A 24,601-nucleotide genomic window follows, 5' to 3' on the forward strand; every position below is an offset into this window, starting at 1 on the left:
TTCGATGTTCCGCCCCGCTCTCCCCGTGCTTCTGGCCCCCTTCGCGCTTCTCGCCGCGACGCCCGCGCTCGCGCAGGAGGCGCGCCCGCAGCAGACGCTCGCCTCGCCCGACGGCAGCATCGTGCTGACCGTATCGACCGACAATGACGCGCGCCCGACCTGGTCGCTGTCGCGCAAGGGCAAGCTGCTGATCGCGCCGTCGAAGCTCGGCTTCCTGCTGACCGACGGCGTCGGGCTCCAGCGCGGTTTTGCGATCGAAGGCGCCGAGCGCGCGAGCGGCGACGACACGTGGGAGCAGCCGTGGGGCGAGCGCCGCTACGTCCGCGACCATTATAACGAGCTGCTCATCCGCTTCCGCCAGGACGAAAGCTGGGGCGGCCACGCGATGAACCTGCGCTTCCGTCTGTTCGATAACGGCATCGGCTTCCGCTACGAACTGCCCGAGCAGGCGGGGTTCAAGACCGCGAAGATCGCCGACGAGATCACCGAATTCGACATCGCGCCCGAGGGCAGCGCCTGGTGGATCACCGGCGGCGAGTGGAACCGTTACGAGCAGATCTATCAAAAGACGCCGATCGATGCGGTCGCGACCGCGCACACGCCGATCACGATGCGCCTCGACGACGGCACGCATCTGGCGTTCCACGAGGCCGCGCTCGTCGACTATTCGGGCATGTGGCTGAAGCGCGTCGAGGGGCGCAAGTTCCGCGCGACGCTGGCGCCCTCGTCGCGTGGGCCGCGGGTGGTGCGTGATCTGCCCTTCCATACGCCGTGGCGGACGATCCGCATCGCCGACGATGCCGCGGGGCTGGTCGAGAACGACCTCGAACTCAACCTCAACGAACCCAACAAGCTCGGCGACGTCAGCTGGTTCAAGCCGATGAAATATATCGGCATCTGGTGGGGGATGATCCGGGGGCCGTGGAGCTGGGCCGAAGGGCCTAACCACGGCGCGACGACCGAGCGGACCAAACAATATATCGACTTCGCGGCGAAGAACGGCTTCGGCGGCGTGCTCGTCGAAGGGTGGAACAAGGGCTGGAACGGCAATTGGTTCGGCCATGGCGACGAGTTCAGCTTCACGGAGGCAACCCCCGATTTCGACCTGAAGGCGGTCACCGACTATGCGCGGAAGAAAGGCGTGACGCTGATCGGTCATCACGAGACCGGCGGCAATATCGCGCACTACGAAGCGCAGCTCGAGGACGCGATGGCGCTCTACGGCAAGCTCGGCGTCAAGGCGGTGAAGACCGGCTATGTCGCCGACGCGGGCGGCATCATCGCGCCGGGCGCGACACCGGGGACGACCGCGATGGAATGGCACGACGGCCAGCGGCAGGTCGAACACCATCTGAAGGTCGTCGAGACCGCCGCCAGATATCATATAGCGGTCAACGCGCACGAACCGGTCAAGGACACGGGGCTGCGCCGCACCTATCCCAACTGGGTCGCGCGCGAGGGCGCGCGGGGGATGGAATATAACGCCTGGGGCGCCTTCGCGAACGGGCCCGACCATGTGCCGACGCTGGTCTATACGCGGATGCTGTCGGGGCCGATGGACTATACGCCCGGCGTGCTGAGCCTGAAGGGCGCGCAGGACGTGCCGCTCGCCTCGACGCTGGCCAAGCAGCTCGGTCTCTATCTCGCCATCTATTCGCCGATCCAGATGGCGGCCGACTTCATCGAGAATCTGGAAGCGCACCCGCGCGAGCTCGAATTCATCAAGGCGGTGCCCGCCGACTGGGCGGAGAGTCATCTGATCGCGGGCGAGGTCGGCGACTATGCGATCTTCGCGCGCAAGGACCGCAATAGCGCCGACTGGTATGTCGGCGGGGTCAACGATGCGACCGAGCGCACGCTGACGCTCGATTTCGATTTCCTCGATCCGGGCAAGAGCTACACCGCGACGATCTGGAAGGACGGCGAGGGCGCGACCTATCTGACCGAGGCGCGGCACAAGATCGCCTATGAGACGATCAAGGTGAAGAAGGGCGACACCTACAAGCTGTGGCTCGCCCCCGGCGGCGGCGCGGCCATCCGCCTCACCCCGGGGAAATAGGCGGAGGCGTCAGGACGTCAGCCGCGCTTCGAGCGCCTTGATCCGGTCCTGGACGAAGCGATCCTGCGTGTCCTTGAGGTCGGGACCGGCCTTGGCGAACAGGCGCCGCGCCTCGGCGGGGTTTCGCTCGCCCAGCGCGATCTCGGCGAACGCCAGGTCGACCAGCGCGTCATAATGGGGGTCGCCAACGAGTTGCGCGACCTTCGCGGGGTCGACCGTCCGCAGCAGCGCCTTGGCCTCGGCATAGCGATGCGCCTGGATCAGGCAGTCGGCGAGCGCGGCGTCGATCGCCTGGGCGAGCGCTTCGCCGCGAGTCATCGCGGCGCGCGCGGCGCGGATATTCGCGATGCCCTGATCGAGCTTGCCCGCGCGGCATTGCGAAATGCCTATGTCGGTGCGCCCCGCGACCGCGGCGAAGGAGGAGGGGCCGTCCTTGGCCGCCGCGGCGCGCCAGACGCGCTCGCCATCGGCCGCCGCATCGGCATAGCGGCCGACGCCGCCCAATGACTGCTGGCGCGCCGCGAGCAGCAGCAGCGTATAGCGATGGTTCGGACCCAGCCGCCTTTCCATGACCGGCAGCAGCGCGTCGAAGACCGCGATCGCCTCGGGAAAACGCTGCTGCACCATCAGCGCCTGCCCGACGTTGAGCCGCAGGAACAGCGTGTCGGGATGGTCGCGGCCGACGAGCTTCGTCATCTCGGCGACGAGCGGCCGGAACGCCTTTTCGGCCGCCGCGCCTTCGCCGAGGCGGATCAGCGCGAAGGCGTGGCGCTGGCCGAAATTGACGATCTGACGCGGTGAGAACAGCTCGGGCTGCGTCCGCGCGGCCTGCCACGCGCGGCCGAAATGATCGCGCGAGCCAGGGACGTCCTCGCCTGCGAGCGCGGCCATGCCGCGCGCCGATTCGAGCCAGACGGTCGTTTCGGGACTGTCGATGCCTTTCGCGGCGATCGTCCTGGCGGCGGCGGCGATCATGCCGCGCGCGGCGTCGAGGCTGCCCGGCTGGGTCGACAGCGCGAGCGCCGACGCATGCTGCAGCCGCACGTTCACGCCTTCGGCCGCTCCGGCCGACCCGGCGCGGTCGTAGCTGCGCTCGGCCGCCTCATAATAGCGGAAGGCGTCGGCATAGTCGGAGCGGAGATCGAAAGCGCGCGCGAGCGTCGCGTAGAGATAGCCCGCGATGCGCGGCTGATCCTCGAAGCGCTGCCCGATCGTGCCGCCCGCCCGGTTGACCGCGGCGACCAGCGTTTCCCCGGCGGCGTCGGCATGGGCGGGGTCGACGCTGGCGAGCACATCCTCGGCGAGGAAGCGATAGCTCGCTTCGGAGATCTGCTGCGCGGCGCGCGCTTCGTTGCGCTGCTTCACCGCATAGGCGGCGAAAGCCGAGGTGCCGACGAGCCCGACGATCAGGCTGGCGGCGGCGGCGCGCACCCAAGGGCGGCGGGCGACGCGGCGCTCCTCCTGCCGCTTCTGCTCGGCGAGGAAGGCGGTCTGCTCGGCCGCGCGCGCGGCGATGGTGCGGCGCTCGTCCAGACGGCCCAGCCGGTCGGCGAGTTCGCTCGCGCTGCCGAGCCGCGCGTCGGGCGCGCCCGCGGCGGCGCGGCCGATATCGTCCTCGATCAGCGGATCGGCGACCTTGCCTTCCCACCCCGGTGCGAGCGCGGCCGAGAAATCGCCGGCGACGAGTTGATAGAGGATCAGCCCGAGCGCATAGATGTCGCTCTTCACCGTCGGCACCGCGTCGCCGACCAGTTCGGGCGCGCGATAGGCGAGGGTGCCCGACCGCGGCTCGTCCTTGCCGAGATCGGCGTCGAGCGAGCCGGGGTCGGTGATGTCGAAGCTCGCGAGCAGCGCCTCGTCGAGCAGCCGGCCGCTGCCGAAATCGACGAGACGGACGACGCGGCTGCCGTCGACTTCGTCGATCAGGATATTGGCGGGCTTCAGATCCTTGTGGAGGATGCCGACGCCGTGGATGCCCGCGACCGCGCGCGCGATCATCGCGGCGACCGCGAGCCGGTCCTCAAGCGGGATCGCGGCGAGGCCGCCGGATTCCTCCGCCCATGCAAGGAGGTCGCGCCCGCCCCACGCATATTCGAGGAAGAAGGGCGGCGCGTCGAAATTCCATTCGTGAAGCGTCGGCAGCGGCGCCGCCTTGCCGAGCGCGGCGAAGACGAGCCGCGACAGCGCCGCCTCGCGCTTCAGCGCGCGCAGCCGGTCGGGCGCGTCGGCGAATTTGAAGATGCGGGCCTCTCCGGTCTTGGTCTGGCGCGCGAGCCAGACGTCCTCGCTGCCGCTGTCGCCGAGCGGGCGTTCGAGCTGCCACGCCTTGCGCGCCGGAACGGCGTCACCCGAGGCAAAGGCGAAGCGCGGCGCGAGCGGGGTGTCGATGCTCGTCACCTCGACCGGCGCGACGAAGCGATAGCCGACGCGCGAGACGGTGGCGATGACGCTCTGGCTGTCGGTGGCGCCGAGCGCCTTGCGCAGTTTCGAGATGGCGGTGGCGAGCGAGCCTTCGACGACGGTGACCCCCGGCCAGACCGCATCGAGAATCTCGTCCTTGGTCACGACCTCGCCCGCGCGCAGCAGCAGTTCGTGCAGCACTTCGAGCGGCTTGCCCTCGACCGCGGCCGGCGCGCCGCCGACGCGCAGCACCCAGCTCGCCTCGTCGAACTCCGCGCTCGCAAAGCGCCAAAGGCGCCGTCGCCGCCGCGACGAATGGGTACTCGACATGCCCTGCAACCCCCCGGTGAAATGCGACTTTAGAAATTCTTGAGAATCCTATCAAGACTTTGAGGATGGGCTCGAATTAGCTTTCCCCTGTTCAGCCGGCGGTGGCCGGATTTGGGGAGGTTCGACGATGAAACGGCACCACATTCTCTTTTCGCTGCTGCTCGCGGGAGGCGCGGGCGTGGCGCTGGCCGGATGCGGCCAGTCCGATTTCGCGAAGATGGTCGAGGCCGAATGCGCGCAGGATGGCGACCCGGGCAAGGATTGCTCGTGCATCGCCTCGCAGCTCGACGACGGGCTCCCCGACCGGGTCAAGGTCGCCTTCCCGGCGCTGCGCTGGCCGATGAAGCCCGCGCCGCAGGACCGCGAGGCGGTGAACAACCAGCTCTTGCGCGCGGCCGGGGTCGATCCTGCCGATCGGCAGGCGGTCGAGTCGATCCGCCAGGAATATGAGGACAGCTATTACCCGCTGCGCAACGCGGTGCGCGCGGCGTGCGGCGGTTCGGTCTGAGGGAGGGCGGAACGATGAAAGGCAAGATCCTGGGATATAGCGAAGCCGACGGCAGCGGGGCGATCTCCGCCGAGGACGGCTCGCGCCACCGCTTCACTCGCGCCGATTGGCGCGGCGACAAGCCGCCCGCGACCGGGATGGTCGTCGATTTCGAAAGCGAGGGCGGCGCCGCGAAGGAGATTTATCCGGTCGGCGGTGCGGCGCTCGCCGCGCTCGGCAACATCAATGTCGATCTGTCGGGCCTGTCGGGCTCCGCGGGCGGGGCGCGGGCGACCGAGCTGTTCACCAAATCGCTCGCGGTACCGTTCGCGCTCGTCATATTGCTCGCCTGCTTTTTGAACGCGCTGGGCTCGCCGATGAAGAGCGTCAGCCTGATCGGCCTCGGTGATGCGGTGGCCGAACTCGAAGGTGCCGCGCGGATGGCGAGCATGATGGGCGGCGGCGGCGATTCGGGGCTCGGCGGATTGAGCGCGCTGCTCATCCTGCGCTTCGCCGCGCCGCTCACCGCACTGTGGCTCTGCTGGGCGGCGTGGGCGGGCAAGCCCGAGCGGCTGCCGATGCTGGTCACGGGGGCCGCGGCCATCGTCGCGGCGCTGCTCGTCTTCCTCGTCAAGTCGGCGATCCTGTCAGCGGTGCCCGAGATGGCGCGCGACATGATGGCGAGCCAGATCCACATCGGCCTCGGCGTCTGGCTGCTGCTGCTCGCCGGAGCGGGGCTGATCGCCGCCGGGCTCGGCTTCATCCGCAATCCGCTCGCCAAGAGCTGAGCGCCCCTCGGACAATGGGAGGCACGAGATGAGCGACGACACCCCACCTATCCGCAGCATCGAGGAGGTGCATGGCTGCTATCGCACGGGCACCGTCTGCGGCGTCGGCAACTGGTCCGAGACGCGCGTCCACGCGTCGAGCAGCGGCGGCGGCGGCTATCTCCACAATGGCAGCGGCCATGTCTCCGCGCCGACGGTCAGCGTCTCCTCGACGAGCACCGAGGTGCTGCGCTTCTTCATGGAATATGACGACGACGACGAGGAGGAGGTGACGATCAAGGGGGGCGGCTTCGCGGTGCGCGAGGGGCAGCGCGTCTCGGTGATCCGCGTCAGTTCGCGGCCGAACTGGGGCTATAATATCGCCTATCACAACCACAAGACGGGCACGACCTACGCGCCCGACTATCGGCTCGAATGGCCGCTCGACAAGAAACCGTCGCGCAAGCCGGCGCTGTTCGCCGCGATCCTGATCGCGACGCTCGGCAGCTTCGTGCTGTTCTTCCTCGCGCCGGTTATCGCCTTGGGCGTCTTCATCTGGGGGCTCTATTCCTATGGCCAGAAGATGCGCGGGCACCGCGAGCTGACGGCCGCGGTGCGCCGCAAGGCCGACGAAATGATCGCCGAAGCGAAAGCCGGGCATGCGCGCTCGCGCGACGGCGCGGCGATCGAAGGAGCTTCCGTGGGGGGCGAGGGGCCTGCGATCGCAGCGCCCGTCGTCGCGGCCGCGGCCGGATCCGGGGCCGCGACCCCCTCGGGTCCGGCCGCGGCCAATCATTCGGGGAGATCATAGCCATGCGCAGCCTGTTCGCTTTTCTGTCGCTCGCCGCCTGGTCGGTTCAGGCGGCCGCCGCGCCCGCCGCGGCCCCGGCGAAAGCCTGGCCGCGCGAGGTGCAGGCGGCCTATGACGACCTGAAGGCCGAATGCCGCGCGAGCGGCGGCAAGTTCATCACCGACCGCGCCGCCTTCGCCATCGAGACCGAGCTCACCAATGACGGCAAATCCGACTGGGTGCTCGAATTTGCCGCGACGCGCTGCTCGAACGCCGGCTATTCGGCGTGGTGCGGCACCGCGGGCTGCATGATCTCGATCCTCGGGTCGGGCCCCAACGGGCTGCGCGAGATTTTCGGCGACAATGTGCGCGGATGGAGCGCGACCGATCTCGGGCGCGGGCGCAAGGGGCTGGAAATACCCATCCACGGAACCGCCTGCGGCGGTGCGGGTGCCGAAGCCTGCGTCGAGACGCTCGCCTGGAACGGGCGCAAATGGGATCTCGTCAAGCGCTACCGCTGGACCGACGCCGACTATGCGGCCGAGCAGCGTCGGCAGGCCGCGGCGGGCAGTCCGGACATGCCGCCACAGCACGAGGCGCGCTGGCAGTTCGGGGGGAGCGGCGCCGGTGCGGTCGCGGCGACGACCGGCCATCCCGAATTCGCGGCGCTCGGGCTGCGCTGCCAGCCGGGCGGCGGAGTCTACATGACGCTCGTGCCCAAGCCGGGGCTGTCGCTGCCGCCCGCCGGCCGGCCGCTGCTCGTCAACTTCACCGGCAGCGAGGGGGGCTATGACGCGACGCAGACGCTGATGCAGGAACCGGGAAAGAGCGATTTCAGCGGCACGATTGATCCCGGCGTCGAAGGGCTGCTGATCGGCGCCGACACCGGGCTCGACCTGATCGCGAGCGCCGGCGGCGGCGACGAGTGGCAGGAGCTGAGCTATCTATCGCTCGCCGGATCGACCGCGGCGATCCGTTCGCTCCGCCAGCAATGCGACGGCGCCGCGGGGGCGGAGTCGAGCGCGCAGGCGGCGGGCCGGAAACCGCTCGCCCCGCTTGGCATCCTTCCCGGCTATTATGTGTCCGAAAGCGAGCCCTGCGCGCAGCCGAGCTTCGAGGCGCTCTTCTATGACGGCAAGCGGCTGGGGCTGGTCCGCGGCGGCGGCGCGCCGGGCAGCGACGAGGAAAATTTCATCGGCCCGCTCGGCAAGGTCGAACGGTCGGGCAAGGCCCTTCTTCTTCCGGAATGGGGAATGGAGATGAGCATCCTGTCGCCGACGCGCATCCAGCTCACGATTCAGGACACAGAGGCGCCGCGGCGCTGGTGCCCGGCGGAGCAGATGCCGGCGAAATGGCGGGTGCGCTGAGGCTCGGGTCGATGCGATGCGCTTTAAGCCCCTCCTCTTCAGAGGAGGGGTTGGGGTGGTGGCGCGCGCCAGCGCGCAAGGGCCAGGCACCACCCCGCTGCGACTAACGCGCAAGCGCGTAAGTCTCGCTGCCCCTCCTTTGAAGAGGAGGGGGCATACCGGCTCCGCATTTGGCCGAAACCACATCGTTTACGCCGCCTTTACCACTCCTGGGGCATGACATCGTCCGATGTTTGCCACTGGGGATGATTGATGGACAGCATGCGCGGACTGCTTTCGGGCAGCCACGGCCAGGATGACGGCGGCATCGACGCACCCGTGGCGGTGGGCGTCGACGAACGGCGGATGCAGGTCCGGGCCTATAATTATTGGGCCTCGCTGCTCGCCGACCGCGCCTATCCCTCGGTCGAGGATCTCGACCTCGACCGCGCCGGCGACTTCGGCCCGCATTCGGTGCTGCTCGATTTCACCGCGGGGATCGAAAACCCCGCGATCGCCTTTCTCGGCGATCGGCTGCGCGCCGAATCGCAGATCGACGAAGATGTCCATTATATCAGCCAGATTCCGGGCCGCTCGCTGCTGTCGCGGCTGACCGACCATTATCTTCAGATCATCGCCAACCGCGCGCCGATCGGTTTCGAGGCCGAGTTCGTCAACGACCGCGGCGTGACGATCATGTATCGCGGCATCTTGCTGCCCTTTTCGTCAGACGACGACACGATCGATTTCATCCTGGGCGTCATCAACTGGAAGGAGGCGGCTCCCGCCGACGAGGAAGCGGAGCTGCAACTGTCGGTCGACCAGGCGCTGCGCAGCGCCGCGCCGCTGACAGCGCCGATGCCGCTGTGGGCCGACGGCCCCGATTCGAGGCATATCGATGCCGACGCGGCGCCGGGCTTCGCGTCGCTCGAAGCGCCGCTCGACGATCTCGAAACCGAAAGCGTCGCCGCGCTGTCGTCCGAGGAACCGGACGAAGAGGCCGAACTCGCCGACTGGCTCGCCGCCGCACGCGAAACCGCCGAACGCGCGATCGCCGCCGACAGCCGCAGCCGCAGCGCGCTCTATCAGGCGGTCGGCAAGGCCTGGGATTTCGCGCTGGTCGCCGAGGCACAGCCCGAGGCGTTCGCGGCGCTGCTCGAAGACGCGGGGCTGAGCGCGCAGGAGCGCGCGCCGATGACGCCGGTGGTCAAGCTGGTCTTCGGCGCGAATTACGACAAGACGCGGCTCGCCGAATATGCGTGCGTGCTCGGCCATGCGCGCGCGGAAGGGGTGGGGCGCGGCCAGCTCGCCGCCTATCTCGACGGCTATCCCGGCGGCCTCAAGGGGCTGGTCAAGGACGCGCGCGCGCGCCGCAAGCCCGCCGCCGAGGAAGATGCCGCCGGTACCACGCTCGACGCGTTGCGCAGCGCGCATCCGGCGGTGATCCTGGAGCATGACGCGGGCGACGCCGAGTTCGTCGTGCTGATCGCGCGCGCGATGCCCGGCGGGCATATCGGTATCGTCGCCAAGGCGGCCGACGACGCGGCGCTCGTCGCGCGGCTGGCGAAGAAGGCGATTTCGATCAGCCCGGGCGGCTGAAGCGCTTTCGCTGCAACGCAACAGAAAATCCGAAATTTGAAATATTTTTACGCGGAACGGCGTGCGAGGTCTTGAGCCGCGCGCGCCGCGGGCGCATAGGGGCGGGAGCGAACGGCCCGCCGATCGTCGGTGACAGGCCCGCTTTTTTGGACCGGGATGCTGCACCCTATGCCTACTCGATCGGACTCGGACGCTCCTGCCGCCTCCGTCCCCGCCGTTCCCAAGAAAATCCAGACCGCTTATCTCGCCGCGCTGCGCGGCAGCGCCCTGCCCGGCGAAGGCGACGACATGGACGAAGCCGCGCTCGCCGACGCGAGCCGGTTCATCGCCGCCGCGGCGCTCGACCGCCCGCCGGGCACGCCGGTGCTCGCGCTCGAACCGATGGCCGCCGACGGCACCGACCGGCGGATGCGCCTCGCGATCGTCAACGACGACATGCCCTTCCTTGTCGACTCGACCTCGCAGGTCGCGGCGGCGCAGGGGCTGGTGGTCCATCGCATTCTCCATCCCGTGGTCGCGGCGACCCGGGACGCCAAGGGGCATCTGACCGAGGCGGGCGCGCCGCAAAAGGGCGGCAAGGACCGCGAATCGGTCATCTATATGGAGCTCGAACGCGGCGACGCGCGCGCGCGCCGCCGCCTGCTCGACGCGATCGAAGCGGCGCTCGCCGACGTGCGCGCCGCGGTGACCGACTGGAAGGCGATGCGCGCCGCGATGCTCGCCGACGCCGCGATGCGCACCGACGACGAGGGCGCCGAACTGCTGCGCTGGTTCGAGGGTGGTGCGATGACCCAGCTCGGCCACGAATGGCGTGGCCGGAACGGCAAGGCGAGCGACGCGCTCGGCATCTGCGCCGCGAGTTCGAACCCGCTGCTGTCGCCCGCGGCCCTCGACGCGGCCTTCGCCTGGTTCGACAGGAATGAAGGGCGCGGGCCGTTGCTGATCAAATCGAACCGGCTGTCGGCGGTCCATCGCCGCGTGCTGCTCGACCTCGTCATCGTTCCCGAGCTGAAGGGCAAGACCGTCGAACGGCTGTCGATCCACGCCGGCCTGTGGACAAGCGCCGCGCTGTCGGCGCGTCCCGGCCAGGTGCCGGTGCTGCGCGCGCAGCTCGCGGCGCTGATGGACAAATTCGGCTTCGATCCGGCGGGTCACGCCGGCAAGGCGCTCGCGCACGCGCTGACCGCGTTGCCGCACGACCTGTTGATTTCGTTCGACGCCGACTCGCTCGAACGGCTGGCGCTGACCTCGATGTCGATCACCGACCGGCCGCGGCCGAAGCTGGTGATGATCGAAGGCGCGCTGGGGCGGCATTTGTTCGCCTTCGTCTGGCTGCCGCGCGACGAGGTGTCGACCGGCCGCCGGCTGGCGATCGAGGGCATGCTGGCACGCGAGGCGCGCGCTGGCGTGATCGGCTGGACGATGGTGCTCGAGGACGGCGGCGCGGCGCTGCTTCGCTACACGCTCGACCTTAGGAGCGGCGGGGTGATTCCCGATGCCGAGGCGCTGGGCACCATGCTCGAACAGATGGTGCGCGGCTGGCAGCCCGAGGTCGAGGCGGCGCTGGCGAAGCGCGGCGACGCGGGCCGCGCGGCGGCGCTCGCCTCGCGCTTCGCGCCGCTCTTCCCGCCCAATTACCGCAACCTTTATGACCCCGAAGAGGCGGCGCGCGACATCTTGCGGCTGCGCGACCTCGACGCCGACCATCCGCGCGGCGTACGGCTTGCGCTCAAGAGCCTCGACGGCGACGACCGGCTGCGGCTCAAGGTCTACAGTGCGGCCGGAGCGCTCGCGCTGTCCGACGTTGTCCCGGCGCTCGAACATTTCGGCTTCGAGGTGCTCGAAGAGATTCCGACTGCCTTGAGCTATGGCCGGCCGGCCACGGGAGACGACGAACAGCCCGCCTTCATCCACGATTTCACGCTGCGCGTGCCGCCTGCGGTCGACGAGACCGCGCTGCTGCCGCACGCGCCGGTGATCGAGGCCGCGATCACCGCGGTGCTCGAAGGCTCGGCGGAGAACGACGCGTTCAACGAGCTGGTGCTGGTGACTCAGACCGATCCGCAGGCGATCGTCTGGCTGCGCGCCTGGTTCCGCTATCTGCGCCAGGGCGGGTCGAGCTATGGCATGGACACCGTCGTCGCGGCGCTGCGCCACGCGCCCGCGCTGACCGCGGCGATGGTCGAGCGTTTCCGCGCGCTCCACGACCCGGCCGCGCGCGACGCGAAGCGCGCCGCGGCGCTCGAAGCCGAAATCCTGGCGGGCTTCGCCGGTATCAAGTCGATCGACGACGACCGTATCCTGCGCCTGTTCAACGCGGTGATCGGCGCGACGCTGCGCACCAACGCCTTCGCGCCCGCCGCCGAGGAGGCGCTGGCGTTCAAGATCGACAGCAGCAAGGTGCCGGGGCTGCCCAAGCCGCTGCCGTGGCGCGAGGTGTGGGTCTATTCGCCGCGCGTCGAGGGCATCCACCTGCGCGCCGGCCCGGTCGCGCGCGGCGGGCTGCGCTGGTCCGACCGGCGCGACGACTTCCGCACCGAAATCCTCGGGCTGATGAAGGCGCAGCGCGTCAAGAACGCCGTGATCGTGCCGACCGGCGCGAAGGGCGGCTTCTATCCCAAGGCGCTCCCCGACGCGTCGCTCGACCGCGACGCCTGGTTCGCGGAAGGGACCGAATGCTATCGCATCTTCATCCGCTCGCTGCTGTCGATCACCGACAATATCGTTGCGGGCAAGGTCGTGCATCCGAAGGGCGTGGTGATCCACGACGGCGAGGACCCCTATTTCGTCGTTGCGGCGGACAAGGGCACCGCGACCTTCTCCGACGTCGCCAATGGCCTCGCGATGGAGCGCGACTTCTGGCTCGGCGACGCGTTCGCGAGCGGCGGGTCGCACGGCTATGACCACAAGGCGATGGGCATCACCGCCAAGGGCGCGTGGGTTTCGGTCCAGCGCCACTTCGCCGAAATGGGCGTCGACGTGCAGACCGACACGATCCGCGTCGCGGGCTGCGGTGACATGTCGGGCGACGTGTTCGGCAACGGCATGCTGCTTTCGAAGGCGATTCAGCTCGTCGCGGCGTTCGACCATCGCCACATCTTCCTCGATCCGCACCCCGATCCGGCGAAAAGCTGGAAGGAACGCGAACGGCTGTTCCATCTGCCGCGGTCGAGCTGGGACGATTATGACAAGAAGCTGATCTCGAAAGGCGGCGGGGTGTTCCCGCGCAGCCAGAAGAGCATCCCGCTCACCGCCGAGATCAAGGCGATGCTCGACCTCAATGTCGACGAGATCGACCCCGCGGGGCTGATCTCGGCGATCCTCAAGGCGCCGGTCGACCTCCTCTGGTTCGGCGGCATCGGCACCTATCTGAAGGCAGCGAGCCAGAACAACGCCGAGGTCGGCGACCCCGCCAACGACGCGCTGCGCGTCGATGCCGAGGATCTGCGCGTCAAGGTGGTGGGCGAGGGCGCGAACCTCGGCGTCACCCAAGCGGCGCGCATCGCCTTCTCGCAGGGCGGCGGGCGGATCAACGCCGACTTCATCGACAACAGCGCGGGCGTCGATTGTTCGGATAATGAGGTCAACATCAAGATCGCGCTCAATCGCGAGATGATCGAGGGCCGGCTGGCGCAAGACGATCGCGACGCGCTGCTCGTCCGCATGACCGACGATGTCGCGGCGCTGGTGCTCGAGGACAACCGCCTCCAGGCGCTCGCGCTGTCGATCGCCGAAAAGGGCGGCGCGGGTGCGGTGCCGTCGCTGGTGCGGCTGATGGAGACGTTCGAGGGCAGCGGCCGGCTCGACCGCAAGGTCGAGGGGCTCGCGGTCAACGACGAGCTGCTGCGCCGCGCGCAGGAAGGGCGCGGGCTCGCGCGGCCCGAGCTCGCGGTGCTGCTGTCGACCGCGAAGCTCGCGCTGCAGGACGCGATCGAGGCGAGCGACCTGCCCGACGATCCGATGCTCGGCGGCGACCTTGCCGCGGCCTTCCCGGCCGAGATGCAGAAGGATTATGCGAAGGCGATCGCCGAGCATCAGCTGCGCCGCGAGATCATCGCGACGAAGCTCGCCAACCGCATCATAAACCGCATGGGCGTGGTCCATCCCTTCGAACTCGTCGAAGAGGAGGGCTGCGCGCTCGCCGACGTCGCCGCGGCGTTCGTCGCGGTCGAAAAACTGCTCGAGATGCGCGCGATATGGGACGCGCTCGACACCGCGAAGATCGACGAGGCGATCCGCCTGTCGCTGTTCAGCCAGGCGGCGTCGGCGATGGCCTCGCAAATGGCCGACCTGCTCCGCGTCGCGCCGACCCAGGCGCAGCCAGGGCCGCTCGTCGCGCGGCTCGAACCCGGTGTCGACCGGCTGACCGCGCGCGTCGACAGCCTGCTCAGCGATTCGGTGCGGCGCCAGTGGGACATGCTGAGCCAGCAATTGCTCGACGCCGGCGCGCCCGAGGCGCTGGCCGCGGCGGTGGTGCGCCTGTTCAAGCTCGATGGCGCGATCGGCATCGTCGACCTCGCCGAACGGCGCGGCGACGACGAGGTCGCGGTGACCCACGCCTTCACCCATCTCGGCGAGGCGCTGGGGCTCGACTGGGCGCAGACGCTCGCCGCGCACATGAGCCCGACCGACCCGTGGGAGCGGCTGCTGGTCAACAGCCTCGCGCGCGATTTCCAGCAGATGCGGCTGGGCTTCCTTGCCGGACTGAAGGGTGAGAATCTCGACAAGGCGGTGACCGCATGGCTCGGCGAACAGGCGCCGCGCGTCGCGCAGTTCCGTACCACCGTCGACCGCGCGCGGACGATTCCGACCCCCAATGGCGCGATGCTGTCGCACCTTGCGGGACAGGCCCGCGGGCTGCTGGGACGCTGACGGCCCGGCCCTCTCCCCTTCGGGGAGGGGGTGGGGGCGTCCGCCGCCGATTAACCTCTTGCCAGTCCCTTTCTGGCATTCTCCGCCCGTTTCGTGACGAAAGGGGGCGGACATGGGCGGATTGACGAGCGCGATTCCGCTGGCGCTGATCGCGGGCTGGCTGGCGCTGCAGATTGCCGCGCTGATCCGTTTCCGGGGTGGCTGGCAGGTCGCGGCGCGGGTGCCCGCCTTCGCGATGGGTGCGGCGATCGCCGTCGCGCTGCTGGGCGTCGCCGCCGGATCCAACCTCGCGCCGATCTGGGTGTTCCTGGCCTTTCCGCTCTGTCTCGGCTGGCTGTTGCTGCTCTGGGCTGCGCGCGGTCTCGCCCTTGTCGCGACGCGTTGAGCGGAGTATCGGCGCTCCGATTTCCCCCCTTCGCCGAAAGCTTCCGTCATGCCCTATCAGCCGCGCGTCGCGATCCTCGTTCCGGCGCCGGGCTATCACGAGACATGGCAGCCCGCCTTCGCGCGCAAGGCGGCGGCGCTGGCGGGCGCCGGGCTCGCGGTCGAGCAGCGGGCGTGGATCGATCCCGGCGACCTGACCGGCTTCGACCTGATCCTGCCGCTGTTCGCCTGGGGCTATCAGCGCGATCCGGCGCGCTGGTATGCGCTGCTCGACCGGCTGGAGGCCGAAGCGCTGCCCGTGGTCAACCCGGTGCCGGTGCTGCGCTGGAACAGCGACAAGGCCTATCTCGCCGAACTGGGCGCCGGCGGCGTCGCGGTCGTGCCGACGATTGAGGTCGCGGCGCTCGACGACGCGAGCCTCGCAGAGGCGCGCGGGAAACTCGGCGTCGAAGAGGTGGTGATCAAGCCCGCCATCTCGGGCGGCGCCGACGGCACGCACCGCATCGCGCCGGATGCGCCGGTTCCCGCCGATGCGGTCGGCCGGCGCCGGCTAGTCCAGCCGCTGATGCCGGGCATATTGACCGAAGGCGAAGTCTCGCTCTTCTTCTTCGCCGACCGCTTCAGCCACGCCATCGTCAAGCGCCCCGCCGCGGGCGATTTCCGCGTCCAGACGCAATTCGGCGGGCGCGAAGCGGCATGGGAGGCGAGCGGCGAGGCGCAGGCGCTCGCCGCCGCCGCGCTGGCGGCCGCGCCCGCGCCGCCCGTCTATGCGCGCGTCGACATGGTCGGCGACGCGGCGGGTCGCCTGCACATCATGGAACTCGAACTGATCGAGCCCTCGCTCTTCCTGAACTTCGCGCCCGACGGCGGTGCGGCGTTCGGGTGGGCGATCATGAGCGCATTGCCTCGTTAATCTGCGGATTCGATCTGCAGGATAGTCGCGTGCCAGATGAAGGCGATGAACGCGAGGAAGGCCAGCCATCCCGCGACATTTGTCAGCAGATTATCGGTGGCTCCCGATGCTATTTGCGATCCGATGTCTACAGTCATTCCGATCGTCGCGCCGCCTGCGACGATGGGTGCAAGGATTCGCGTGCTTCTTAAGACAAGCTTTTGCATCGGTTCTGCCACAACCACTGCCGGATCGCCGAGGTCAGGTTCGGCGGATCGTCGGCGTCCATCCGCTCGACGTCGATGCGCGCGACGAGGGCGTTGACCGGAAGATCCAGCCGCGCCGCCTCGGCCTCGAGCGCATCCCAAAAGACGGGCTCGAGGCTGATCGAGGTCGGGTGGCCGGCGATGGTCACCGAGCGTTTTACCGGGGGATCATAAGGGGCGGTCATCGCGGCAGCATAGCTCCTCTGCCGCCAATCGAGGTACGAATTATTTGGGGGTGACCGCGATTCGGGCGGCGCCTAGATTGTTTGCGTGGAGCGAGGTGCGGACGGCGTGACGACAATGGGAATCCAGGCGCTCACCGAAAAGGAGAAGGAGACGCTACGCTTGCTGGTCAGCGGCTATGACGCCAAGTCGATGGCGCGGCACCTGGGACTGTCGGTGCATACGGTCAACGAGCGGCTGCGCGATGCGCGGCGCAAGATGGCAGTGTCGAGCAGTCGCGAGGCGGCGCGGCAGCTACGCGAGAGCGAACGCCGGACCCCCGAAACCCTTGGGGACGAGCTTTTGGGGGGAGCCGGGGTGGCCCCGGGCGTGGAAGAGATGACGGCACCCGCCGGGACGCGCCGCATAGGGCGGCCGTCCGGCTGGATTGCAGGAGCTATCTTGATGTCGCTTGGTCTTGCCTTGCTCGCTTTCGCTTCGATGACTGGAAGCGCTGATACACCCGCCGCGGCGCCCTCGACCGCACCCGCCGAAAGCGCCGCGGTTGCGGCGGCGCGCGGCTGGCTGGCTTTGGTCGACCGCGGTGACTGGAACGCGAGCTGGGGGGCGACGGGGCAGGCGTTCAAGGCGCTCAACACGCCGGAGACCTGGGCCAGGGTGGCGCAGCAGGTGCAGGGACCGCTGGGCGCTGTGAAGTCGCGGGTGCTGGTCAGTGAGGAGACGGTGCCCGCGCCGCCCTATGGCTACCAGATGGTCAAGTTCCGCACCGATTATGCGAACAAGACGGGAGCGATCGAAACGCTGTCGCTGGTGCGCGAGGGCGGGGCTTGGCGCGTCGTGGGCGTGACGATCGAATAAACCCGTCGTCATTCTCGCCTTCGCGGGGACGACGATGCAAGGGCAATGGCGAGGGAGGCGTGGCGCCTCCCTTGCTTAATACATATGCTGCCCGCCGTTGATCGACATCGTCGACCCGGTCACGAACCCGGCATTCTCGCTGCACAGGAAGGCGACCCCGCGCGCGATTTCGTCGGCCTGGCCCAGCCGTCCTACCGGGATTTTGGCGACGATCTTTTCGAGCACCGGCGCGGGGACCGCGGCGACCATGTCAGTGTCGATATAGCCCGGCGCGATCGCGTTCACGGTGACGCCCTTCTTGGCGCCTTCCTGCGCCAGCGCCTTGGTGAAGCCGTGGATGCCCGATTTGGCGGCGGCGTAATTGACCTGGCCGTACTGCCCTGCCTGCCCGTTGATCGACCCGATGTTGACGATGCGGCCCCAGCCGCGCTCGACCATGCCGGGGAAGCAGGCTTTCGCCATGTTGAAGCAGCCGCCGAGGTTGATGCGCATCACGTCGTGCCAGTCGTCGTAGGTCATCCGCGCGAGCGTGCCGTCGCGGGTGATGCCGGCGTTGTTGACGACGATGTCGACCGGGCCGATCTCCGCGGCGACGCGCGCGCAGCCGTCGAGGCACGCCTGATGGTCGCCGACGTCCCATTTATACGCCGGGATGCCGGTGCGATCGGTGAAGGCCTTCGCTTTTTCGTCGTTGCCGGCATAGTTGGCGACGACGGTGACGCCGTCCGCCTGAAGCCTCAGCGAGATCGCTTCCCCGATGCCGCGGCTGCCGCCGGTGACGATTGCGATGCGTGCCATGTCTGCTGCTCTCCCACACGAGTCTATTGGCTCATGATTAGGATGCGCCGCATGGCCCCGCAAGTTGACCGTTACGTCAATCGCAAAGCTATTCAGGACCCTATCGCGCGTCAGCTCATCCGCTGCGCGCGGAGGCGCGAAAAGTCGCCGGCGGCGAGGTCGGCCTTGCGGATGATCAGCGCGACGCTGCCCGCGTCGCCCGCCCGGCGGCTCATCAGTCCGCTGGTCGGCAGCTCGATCAGCACCGCGTCGCGCTCGTCGTCGAAATCGGCGAGATAGCGCGAGGGGATATGCCCCATCATCGCGGCCTCGCGCGCGGCGAGCGTTCGCCACAGCGGCTCGAACCAGGCGCGCGCGGGGGCCGACAGCCGGTCGGGGTCGGCGCACCATGCATGCTTCGCATGATCGAACAGCAGTGCGCGATAATCCTCGACCCACAATGGCGCGCCGGGATGGTGGCGGGTCAGCGGCAGTTCGAGCGTCTCGACATGGTCCTCGCCGGTTTCGGGATCGGGGTCGCATCCGACATGGACCCAGCGGATCGCGTGGAGCGCCGCCATCACCGCGGTCGCATCGCTGGCGGTGAAGGGGTGCGCGTTCGCGCTTTCGCGGATGATGCCGATGATCTCGGCGGCGCCCGCCGCCGCCTCGCGATTGGCTTCGACGGCGTCGGCGAGCGCGAGCGCCAGTTCGTCGCTGGCGTCGGCGGGCGCGCCTGCATCGGTCGCGAGCTGCGCCACGCGGCGTTCGAGGACCGCTGCCATCGCGATCATCGTGTCCCAGTCGAACGGGTGGAAAGCCGGGTCGGCGATGTCGTAATCGCGATCCGCAAGCGGGTCTGCGGCCGCATCCAGCCCCGCTTCGTCCGCGGGGACGAGGTCGACCGGCCATTCGGGAAAGGCGCGCACTGCGAGCGCTCCGAGATCGCCGAAGCGCAGCATTCCATAGGGAGCGAACCAGGCGTCGCCCGGCGCGTGCGGCGGCTCGCGCGGCGGACCCGCCTCGGGCAGGTGCAGCGCGGTCGCGGCGCCGGTGTCGGGATGGCCGAAGACGGCGAGCCAGCCGTCGCGCGGACCGAGACCGTCCCACAGGCCGGCGGGCAGGTCGGCGCAGGATATCTGGGCCAGGAAGTCGGCGCGCGCGCCGTCGATACGCGGCCAGTCGGCCGCCTCGGGAAGCCGCGGCCGGCCGCCGAGCCAGCTTCGGGTATGGATCGCGTCGCGCGGCGGGATGTGCGGGATGAGCCGCACGCCGCGAGCGACGTCGGGCGCGGAGGCTTGTCGCTCGACCGCCGTCGCTGCGGCTTCGAGGCTGGCTTCGAGCGAGGGCGCGGGCGAAGCCTCGATCGGCGGCGGCGCGATGGAGGCGACGGGTGCTGGTGCGTCCGGCTCGGCGGGCTGCGGCGCAGGCTCTCCGGGCGGGTCGAGCACCGGCCGGGCGCTGATCCGCGCGAGGCGCGACGGGGCGATTTCGACCGGCGGTTCGGGATCGCGGGCCTTGCGCGCCAGCTTGGGGAGCCTGCTTTCGCGGGGTAGTCTGGGGGCCTTGGGCATGCGCGGCACGGGCTCGGCGCGCGGGCGGCGCAGCCACCAGATCGCGAAAACCGCGAGCAGGAACAGGGCCGTGACGCCGGCCAGCGTCAGCGCTGCCGATTGGACCTGGCTCATGGGCGACCTCCCGAACTGGCGCCCGGCGGCTGCCGGGACTCGCGCGGGCCCAAGTCTAGGCGAAGGAGTTAAACAGGAGGTAAGCGTTGTCCCTATATCCAGCCGCCGAGTTCGCGCCGCACCAGCGCTTCGATGAGCGCCATCCCCGGCGCGCCGGCGTTGAGGCAGGGCAGATAGGCGAAGTCGCGCCCGCCCGCCGCCGCGAACTGCGCCTTGCCGCGGATCGCCAGTTCCTCGAGCGTTTCGAGGCAGTCGGCGGCGAAGCCGGGGGCGAAGACGGCGACGCTCTGTCCCGCCGTGCCCAGCGCCGCGAGCGTCGCGTCGGTCGCGGGTTCGAGCCATTTCGCGCGGCCGAAGCGCGACTGGAAGGCTACCTTGACCGGGCGGGCGAGCGCATCGGACAGGCGACGCGCGGTGTCGCGGCACTGGTCGTGATAGGGATCGCCGAGCCGCCGTGTCCGCTCGGGCATGCCGTGGAAGCTCGTGAGCAGCACGTCGGGTGCGAAATCGAGCGCGGCCAGGCCGCTTTCGACCGACGCCTGCAGCGCGGCGATATAGGCGGGGTCGCCCGCATAGGGCGGCAGGAAGCGCAGCGCCGGCTGACGGCGCAATCGCTTCAGATGGCCGCCGACCGCATCGACCGCGGTCGCGGTCGTCGCGGCGCAATATTGCGGATAGAGCGGCGCGACGAGGATGCGCCCGCACCCTTCGGCGACCAGCGCGTCGATCGCGGGGCCGATCGCAGGAGCGCCGTAGCGCATCGCATGGGCGACGCGGACGCCGTCGCCGAGCGCCGCCTGCAGCGCCTCCGCCTGAGCCCGCGTGATCGCGGCGAGCGGTGACCCCGCATCGGTCCACACCTCGGCATAAGCGCGCGCCGATTTCCTTGGCCGAGTGGTGAGGATCGCTCCGCGCAGGATCGGCTGCCAGAGAAGCGGCGGGATTTCGACGACGCGGCGGTCGGACAGGAATTCGGCGAGATAGCGGCGCACCGCCCCGGGCTCGGGCGCGTCGGGGGTGCCGAGGTTGACGAGCAGCACGCCGACATCGGGCGCGGCGGTCATGCCGGATGCCCCGACAGGGGAAGGCGGCGGATGCGGCGGCCGGTCGCGGCGAACATCGCGTTGGCGATCGCCGGGGCGACGACGGGCACGCCGATCTCACCCAGCCCGCCGGGTTCGCGGTCGCTGTCGAGAAATTCGATCAATATCTGCGGCGTCTGGGACAATTTGGGGAGCCCGAGCTGATGCAGCTTGCGCGCGGTCGCGACCCCGCCTTCATAGTCGGTCGTCGCGCCGACGGTGGCGGCGAGGCCGAAGATCAGACCGCCCTCGACTTGTTGGCGCGCGATCGCCGGATTGACGAGGCGCCCGGCGTCGACGACGGCGACGAGCTGCTCGACCTGCAGCCCCTTGTCGCTCTGACGCGCGGTCGCCATCAGCGCGATGTAGCTGCCGCGCATCGCGTGGCAGGCGAGTCCCTGCGCGCTGCCCGCGATGCCGCCTTCCCAGCCGCCGAGCGTCGTCGCGGTGAGCAGGCAACGCGCGAGCAGCGGCGCGTCGCCGAGCATCGCCATGCGATAGGACAGCGCGTCCGATCCCGCGCGCGCCGCCATCTCGTCGACGAAACATTCGGTGAAGAAGGCGGTGTAGCTGTCGGCGTTGCCGCGCCAGCGCGCGGTCGGCAGGCCGATGTCGGCGGGGCAATGGTCGACTGCAAAATGCGGGATCGCATAAAGCGGAGCGGCGCCCTCGACCGCGGCGGCGTCGGGCGATCCCGCGGCCTCGCGCTGCGCGACGTCGGCGGGGAGGTTGTGGAACAGCCGGACGCGGAACTCGTGATTGGTCGGCGGCACCGCGATGCGGCTGACAAGCGCGTCGATGCCGCCCGCCGCGTTCAGCGTCGCGACCATCTTCGCCCGCGCCGGCGCGCGCGGCGGTACGCGCATGATCTCCTCGGCGCGCGACCAGGTGAGCTGCACCGGGCGCTTCACCTGCCGCGCGATGATCGCCGCCTGCACCGCGACACTGTGGTCGAGGCAGGCGTCGAACGAGCCCCCCGCCATCATCGGGAACAGCGTCACCGCGCTCGGCGCGAGCCCGGTCGCGCGGGCGATCGCGTCGCGGCACTGGGCGGGCGCCTGCGTCGCGACCCAGACGCGCAGCCGCTCGCCGTCGACCGCGGCGGTCGCGGTGCGGGTCTCGATCCCCGCGTGGAGCGCGGGCGCGACCAGATATTCGGCGGAAATCTTCGTGCGGCCTTCCATCGCCTCGGCGACGTCGCCCTTTTTCGCGATCCGATAGCCGTCGGCGGCCAGCGCGGATTCGAGCGCGCGGTCGATGCCCTCGCTCGACACCGGGGCTCCCCGCGTCTCGAACACCGGCGCGAAGCGGTCGAGCGCGCGGTTCGCCGCCCACCAGTTGCGCGCGACCGCGGCGACCCAGCGGTCATGCTCGACGACGGACAATATGCCGGGCGAGGCGAGCCCCGCCTTCCTGTCGATGCTCTTGAGCCGCGTCGCGCCGACCGGTCCCTGGCGGATCGCGGCATAAACCATGTCGGGCAGGCGGATGTCGCCCGCGAAATTCGCGGATCCGTCGACCTTGGCGGGCAGGTCGAGCCGCGTCAGCTCCTTGCCGTAGAGCGGGTCTGCGCTCGACGCGCGATAGACGGGGGTCGCGGGCGGTTCGAGCTTCGCCGCGCCCGCCGCCAGCTCGCCGAAGCGCAGCCGCTTCTGCCCGAGGAGGACGAAGCCGTCCTGCGTGTCGCAATCCTCCCAGTTCGCGTCCCAGCGCCGCGCCGCCTCCATCATCAGCAGCGCGCGCGCCTGCGCCGCGGCGTCGCGGCACGGCTCCTCGAACATCCGCACCGACGACGAGTTGGCGGTCAGCATCACCGCGTGGCGCACCGCCCATTCGCGCCGCGCCCAGCTTCGCACGTCCTGCACGAAATCGGGGATGCCGGCGCGCGGCATGAAGGTGGCGCTATCCTCGTCCACCAGCAGCGTGTTGGCATAGAGCGGGCTGATCGGCGCGGTCTCGACCGCGATCGTCCGCCAGTCGGCGCCGAGCTCGTCGGCCATGATCTGCGGCAGCAGCGTGGTGACGCCCTGGCCCATCTCGCACTGCGGGACGACCGCGCTGATATGGCCGTCGTCGCCGATTTTCAGAAAGGCGTTGAAGATATGCTCGTCGGGGGCGGCGGTCAGGTTCGGCCGGTAATCGCGCGGCCACACCGACCAGGCAAGCGCGAGCCCGCCGGCGGCGGTCGCACCGATCAGCAGCGAGCGGCGCGTGACCAGCGGCGCCCGCCCCGATTTTCTCCCCACCGTGTCGCGAATGCCGCCCATGCCCGCTGCTGATAGTCGGCGCGCGAAGGGGAGGCAAAGGCTTTTGGCGGAGCCGGCCCCTCCACCACCGCTTCGCGGCGGTCCCCCTCCCCACGGCTTCGCCGCGGGGAGGAACCGGTTAGCGCAGCAGCCCCAGCCGCGGAATCTCGACCATGGGGCAGCGGTCCATCACGACGATCAGTCCGGCGTCGGCTGCGCGCTTCGCCGCGGCTTCGTCGATCACGCCGATCTGCATCCACACCGCCTTCGCGCCGTGGACGATCGCGTCGTCGACCGCCCGGCCCGCCTCGGCGCTGTTGCGGAAGATGTCGACAATCTCGGCGGGCGGCTCGACGTCGGCGAGGGTCGCGACCACGGGGGCGCCGTGGATCGTCTTGCCCGCGTGCCCCGGGTTGACCGCGATCACATCATGCCCCTGGCGGACGAGAAAGCCGAGCACCTCGTTCGAGGCGCGCGCCGGGTTCGGCGAGGCGCCGACCACCGCGATGCGGCGCGGCCGGCCCAGCAGTTCGCGGATGTCGCCTTCGTCGTTGATCGCCATTCAGCGTCCCTTTCGTGCGTCGAGCCAGTCGGCGACCTTCGCCGCCACGGCGTGGAACGGCTCGCCCGCGGGATCGGTTCCCGCCGCGGGCGGTACGCCGCCGTCGCTCGCGAGGCGGATGCCCATCGCCAGCGGGACGCGGCCGAGGAAATCGAGGTCCATCGCCTTCGCCGCCGCCTCGGCACCGCCGCTGCCGAACGGGTCGCTGACCTCGCCGCAGTGCGGGCAGGCATAGCCCGCCATATTCTCGACAAGCCCGACGATCGGCACATCGGCCTGCTCGAACAGGCTGATCGCGCGCGCGGCGTCGATCAGCGCTAGGTCCTGCGGGGTCGACACGATCACCGCGCCCGCGGGCTTGTGGCGCTGGATCATGGTGAGCTGGACGTCGCCGGTGCCGGGGGGCAGGTCGACGACCAGCGTGTCGATGTCGCCCCAGCTCGCGTCGACGAGCTGCTCCAATGCCTTGCCCGCCATGGGGCCGCGCCACGCGATCGCCTGGCCGGGTGCCGCGATCTGCCCGGTCGACAGCATCGGCACGCCATAGGCGTTGGGGACGGGGACCAGCTTGGACCCGCGCGCTTCGGGCTTGACGCCTTCGCTGTCGAGCAGCTTGGGGAGCGAGGGGCCATAGATGTCGGCGTCGACCAGCCCGACCTTCACCCCGCGCCGCTGGAGCGCGACCGCGAGGTTGGCGGCGAGGGTCGATTTGCCGACACCGCCCTTGCCGCTGCCGACCGCGATGATCGTCAGCGCCTTCTTCTCCGCCGTCATCGCGATGCGGACCTCGGCGGCGCCCGCGTCGAGCAGGCCGGCGCGCAGCCGATCCTCGAGTGGCTGGCGCGCCTCGGCAGCGAGCCCGGTGACGTCGAGCACGACCGCGAGCGTTCCCGCCTCGTCGAGCAGGCGCAGGCCCGAGGCGCGCCCTTCGCTGATCTCGGCGGCGGCGGCGGTCAGGCGGGCGAGGTCGGGAACTGTGTCGGTCATGTCCCGGCGAAATAGGCATGGCGCGC

At 69.8% G+C, this 24,601-nt stretch carries 19 protein-coding genes; 10 read left to right on the top strand and 9 right to left on the bottom strand.

From position 1 onward, the window contains the following. The first annotated feature begins 4 nt into the window (after positions 1-4). Positions 5-2,059, top strand: a complete 2,055-nt coding sequence (locus CD928_RS09895) for a glycoside hydrolase family 97 protein (RefSeq protein WP_095387369.1) — start codon at positions 5-7, stop codon at positions 2,057-2,059. A 9-nt stretch (positions 2,060-2,068) separates the two neighbouring features. On the opposite strand, the gene CD928_RS09900 is transcribed toward CD928_RS09895, so the two are convergent. Continuing rightward, positions 2,069-4,789, bottom strand: a complete 2,721-nt coding sequence (locus tag CD928_RS09900) for a winged helix-turn-helix domain-containing protein (protein ID WP_095386912.1) — start codon at positions 4,787-4,789, stop codon at positions 2,069-2,071. Between the two features lie 127 nt (positions 4,790-4,916). Between CD928_RS09900 and CD928_RS09905 the strand changes: the two genes are divergently transcribed. The 8 genes from CD928_RS09905 (at position 4,917) to CD928_RS09940 (ending at position 15,947) form a co-directional block, all read left to right on the top strand. After that, the gene (locus CD928_RS09905) at positions 4,917-5,297 is read left to right on the top strand and encodes a hypothetical protein (protein ID WP_095386913.1); all 381 of its coding nucleotides are present in this window, start codon (positions 4,917-4,919) and stop codon (positions 5,295-5,297) included. 14 nt (positions 5,298-5,311) lie between these two features. Then, entirely contained in the window at positions 5,312-6,064 is a 753-nt protein-coding gene (locus tag CD928_RS09910) for a hypothetical protein (protein WP_095386914.1), read from the top strand. A gap of 28 nt (positions 6,065-6,092) precedes the next feature. After that, positions 6,093-6,854 (top strand): hypothetical protein, encoded by a 762-nt coding sequence (locus CD928_RS09915; protein ID WP_095386915.1) that lies wholly within the window; start codon positions 6,093-6,095, stop codon positions 6,852-6,854. Positions 6,855-6,856: 2 nt separating this feature from the next. Beyond that, positions 6,857-8,200, top strand: coding sequence for a hypothetical protein (locus CD928_RS09920; RefSeq protein ID WP_095386916.1), 1,344 nt, complete (start codon positions 6,857-6,859; stop codon positions 8,198-8,200). A gap of 252 nt (positions 8,201-8,452) precedes the next feature. Further along, positions 8,453-9,778, top strand: a complete 1,326-nt coding sequence (locus CD928_RS09925; protein ID WP_095386917.1) for a hypothetical protein — start codon at positions 8,453-8,455, stop codon at positions 9,776-9,778. Between the two features lie 168 nt (positions 9,779-9,946). Next, positions 9,947-14,650: an NAD-glutamate dehydrogenase domain-containing protein gene (locus tag CD928_RS09930; RefSeq protein ID WP_095386918.1), complete on the top strand. Its 4,704-nt coding sequence runs from the start codon at positions 9,947-9,949 to the stop codon at positions 14,648-14,650. A gap of 112 nt (positions 14,651-14,762) precedes the next feature. Further along, positions 14,763-15,035: a hypothetical protein gene (locus CD928_RS09935; protein WP_095386919.1), complete on the top strand. Its 273-nt coding sequence runs from the start codon at positions 14,763-14,765 to the stop codon at positions 15,033-15,035. Between the two features lie 48 nt (positions 15,036-15,083). Next, positions 15,084-15,947 carry a RimK family alpha-L-glutamate ligase gene (locus CD928_RS09940; protein WP_095386920.1) on the top strand — a complete coding sequence of 288 codons (864 nt, stop codon included), beginning with the start codon at positions 15,084-15,086 and terminating at the stop codon, positions 15,945-15,947. Here the strand turns inward: CD928_RS09940 and CD928_RS23010 are convergent. Both CD928_RS23010 and CD928_RS09945 read right to left on the bottom strand, forming a co-directional pair. Next, positions 15,944-16,153, bottom strand: a complete 210-nt coding sequence (locus CD928_RS23010; protein ID WP_141237130.1) for a hypothetical protein — start codon at positions 16,151-16,153, stop codon at positions 15,944-15,946. The two genes, CD928_RS09940 and CD928_RS23010, sit on opposite strands and share 4 nt — an antisense overlap. Beyond that, on the bottom strand, positions 16,135-16,377 hold the full coding sequence (locus tag CD928_RS09945; RefSeq protein ID WP_095386921.1) for a ribbon-helix-helix domain-containing protein: 243 nt from the start codon (positions 16,375-16,377) through the stop codon (positions 16,135-16,137). The genes CD928_RS23010 and CD928_RS09945 overlap by 19 nt, the downstream gene beginning before the upstream one ends. A 115-nt stretch (positions 16,378-16,492) precedes the next feature. Between CD928_RS09945 and CD928_RS09950 the strand changes: the two genes are divergently transcribed. Next, positions 16,493-17,233, top strand: a complete 741-nt coding sequence (locus tag CD928_RS09950) for a DUF4019 domain-containing protein (protein ID WP_095386922.1) — start codon at positions 16,493-16,495, stop codon at positions 17,231-17,233. Between the two features lie 75 nt (positions 17,234-17,308). Here the strand turns inward: CD928_RS09950 and phbB are convergent, their stop codons facing one another. From phbB to CD928_RS09980, 6 genes are all read right to left on the bottom strand, one after another. Then, positions 17,309-18,031: an acetoacetyl-CoA reductase gene (phbB, locus tag CD928_RS09955; RefSeq protein WP_095386923.1), complete on the bottom strand. Its 723-nt coding sequence runs from the start codon at positions 18,029-18,031 to the stop codon at positions 17,309-17,311. 110 nt (positions 18,032-18,141) lie between these two features. Then, on the bottom strand, positions 18,142-19,698 hold the full coding sequence (locus CD928_RS09960; protein WP_095386924.1) for a DUF1963 domain-containing protein: 1,557 nt from the start codon (positions 19,696-19,698) through the stop codon (positions 18,142-18,144). Between the two features lie 92 nt (positions 19,699-19,790). Further along, entirely contained in the window at positions 19,791-20,762 is a 972-nt protein-coding gene (gene hemH, locus CD928_RS09965; RefSeq protein WP_095386925.1) for a ferrochelatase, read from the bottom strand. Next, positions 20,759-23,047 (bottom strand): xanthine dehydrogenase family protein molybdopterin-binding subunit, encoded by a 2,289-nt coding sequence (locus CD928_RS09970; RefSeq protein ID WP_095386926.1) that lies wholly within the window; start codon positions 23,045-23,047, stop codon positions 20,759-20,761. The genes hemH and CD928_RS09970 overlap by 4 nt, the downstream gene beginning before the upstream one ends. 118 nt (positions 23,048-23,165) lie before the next feature. Beyond that, positions 23,166-23,588: a CoA-binding protein gene (locus CD928_RS09975; RefSeq protein WP_095386927.1), complete on the bottom strand. Its 423-nt coding sequence runs from the start codon at positions 23,586-23,588 to the stop codon at positions 23,166-23,168. Next, complete coding sequence (locus tag CD928_RS09980) at positions 23,589-24,575, bottom strand: Mrp/NBP35 family ATP-binding protein (RefSeq protein ID WP_095386928.1); 987 nt, start codon at positions 24,573-24,575, stop codon at positions 23,589-23,591. It lies immediately after the preceding gene. Positions 24,576-24,601 lie beyond the last annotated feature (26 nt).

Source organism: Sphingopyxis sp. GW247-27LB (assembly GCF_002277025.1).
Lineage (GTDB): Bacteria > Pseudomonadota > Alphaproteobacteria > Sphingomonadales > Sphingomonadaceae > Sphingopyxis.

Excerpts from the sequence above, each read along its gene's own strand:
- CD928_RS09920 (WP_095386916.1), top strand. The coding sequence starts at position 6,857 with ATGCGCAGCCTGTTCGCTTTTCTGTCGCTCGCCGCCTGGTCGGTTCAG.
- CD928_RS09975 (WP_095386927.1), bottom strand. The coding sequence starts at position 23,588 with ATGGCGATCAACGACGAAGGCGACATCCGCGAACTGCTGGGCCGGCCG.
- CD928_RS23010 (WP_141237130.1), bottom strand. The coding sequence starts at position 16,153 with ATGCAAAAGCTTGTCTTAAGAAGCACGCGAATCCTTGCACCCATCGTC.
- hemH (WP_095386925.1), bottom strand. The coding sequence starts at position 20,762 with ATGACCGCCGCGCCCGATGTCGGCGTGCTGCTCGTCAACCTCGGCACC.
- CD928_RS09980 (WP_095386928.1), bottom strand. The coding sequence starts at position 24,575 with ATGACCGACACAGTTCCCGACCTCGCCCGCCTGACCGCCGCCGCCGCC.
- CD928_RS09970 (WP_095386926.1), bottom strand. The coding sequence starts at position 23,047 with ATGGGCGGCATTCGCGACACGGTGGGGAGAAAATCGGGGCGGGCGCCG.
- CD928_RS09935 (WP_095386919.1), top strand. The coding sequence starts at position 14,763 with ATGGGCGGATTGACGAGCGCGATTCCGCTGGCGCTGATCGCGGGCTGG.
- CD928_RS09950 (WP_095386922.1), top strand. The coding sequence starts at position 16,493 with ATGGGAATCCAGGCGCTCACCGAAAAGGAGAAGGAGACGCTACGCTTG.
- phbB (WP_095386923.1), bottom strand. The coding sequence starts at position 18,031 with ATGGCACGCATCGCAATCGTCACCGGCGGCAGCCGCGGCATCGGGGAA.
- CD928_RS09925 (WP_095386917.1), top strand. The coding sequence starts at position 8,453 with ATGGACAGCATGCGCGGACTGCTTTCGGGCAGCCACGGCCAGGATGAC.
- CD928_RS09900 (WP_095386912.1), bottom strand. The coding sequence starts at position 4,789 with ATGTCGAGTACCCATTCGTCGCGGCGGCGACGGCGCCTTTGGCGCTTT.
- CD928_RS09940 (WP_095386920.1), top strand. The coding sequence starts at position 15,084 with ATGCCCTATCAGCCGCGCGTCGCGATCCTCGTTCCGGCGCCGGGCTAT.
- CD928_RS09930 (WP_095386918.1), top strand. The coding sequence starts at position 9,947 with ATGCCTACTCGATCGGACTCGGACGCTCCTGCCGCCTCCGTCCCCGCC.
- CD928_RS09960 (WP_095386924.1), bottom strand. The coding sequence starts at position 19,698 with ATGAGCCAGGTCCAATCGGCAGCGCTGACGCTGGCCGGCGTCACGGCC.
- CD928_RS09905 (WP_095386913.1), top strand. The coding sequence starts at position 4,917 with ATGAAACGGCACCACATTCTCTTTTCGCTGCTGCTCGCGGGAGGCGCG.
- CD928_RS09915 (WP_095386915.1), top strand. The coding sequence starts at position 6,093 with ATGAGCGACGACACCCCACCTATCCGCAGCATCGAGGAGGTGCATGGC.
- CD928_RS09910 (WP_095386914.1), top strand. The coding sequence starts at position 5,312 with ATGAAAGGCAAGATCCTGGGATATAGCGAAGCCGACGGCAGCGGGGCG.
- CD928_RS09945 (WP_095386921.1), bottom strand. The coding sequence starts at position 16,377 with ATGACCGCCCCTTATGATCCCCCGGTAAAACGCTCGGTGACCATCGCC.
- CD928_RS09895 (WP_095387369.1), top strand. The coding sequence starts at position 5 with ATGTTCCGCCCCGCTCTCCCCGTGCTTCTGGCCCCCTTCGCGCTTCTC.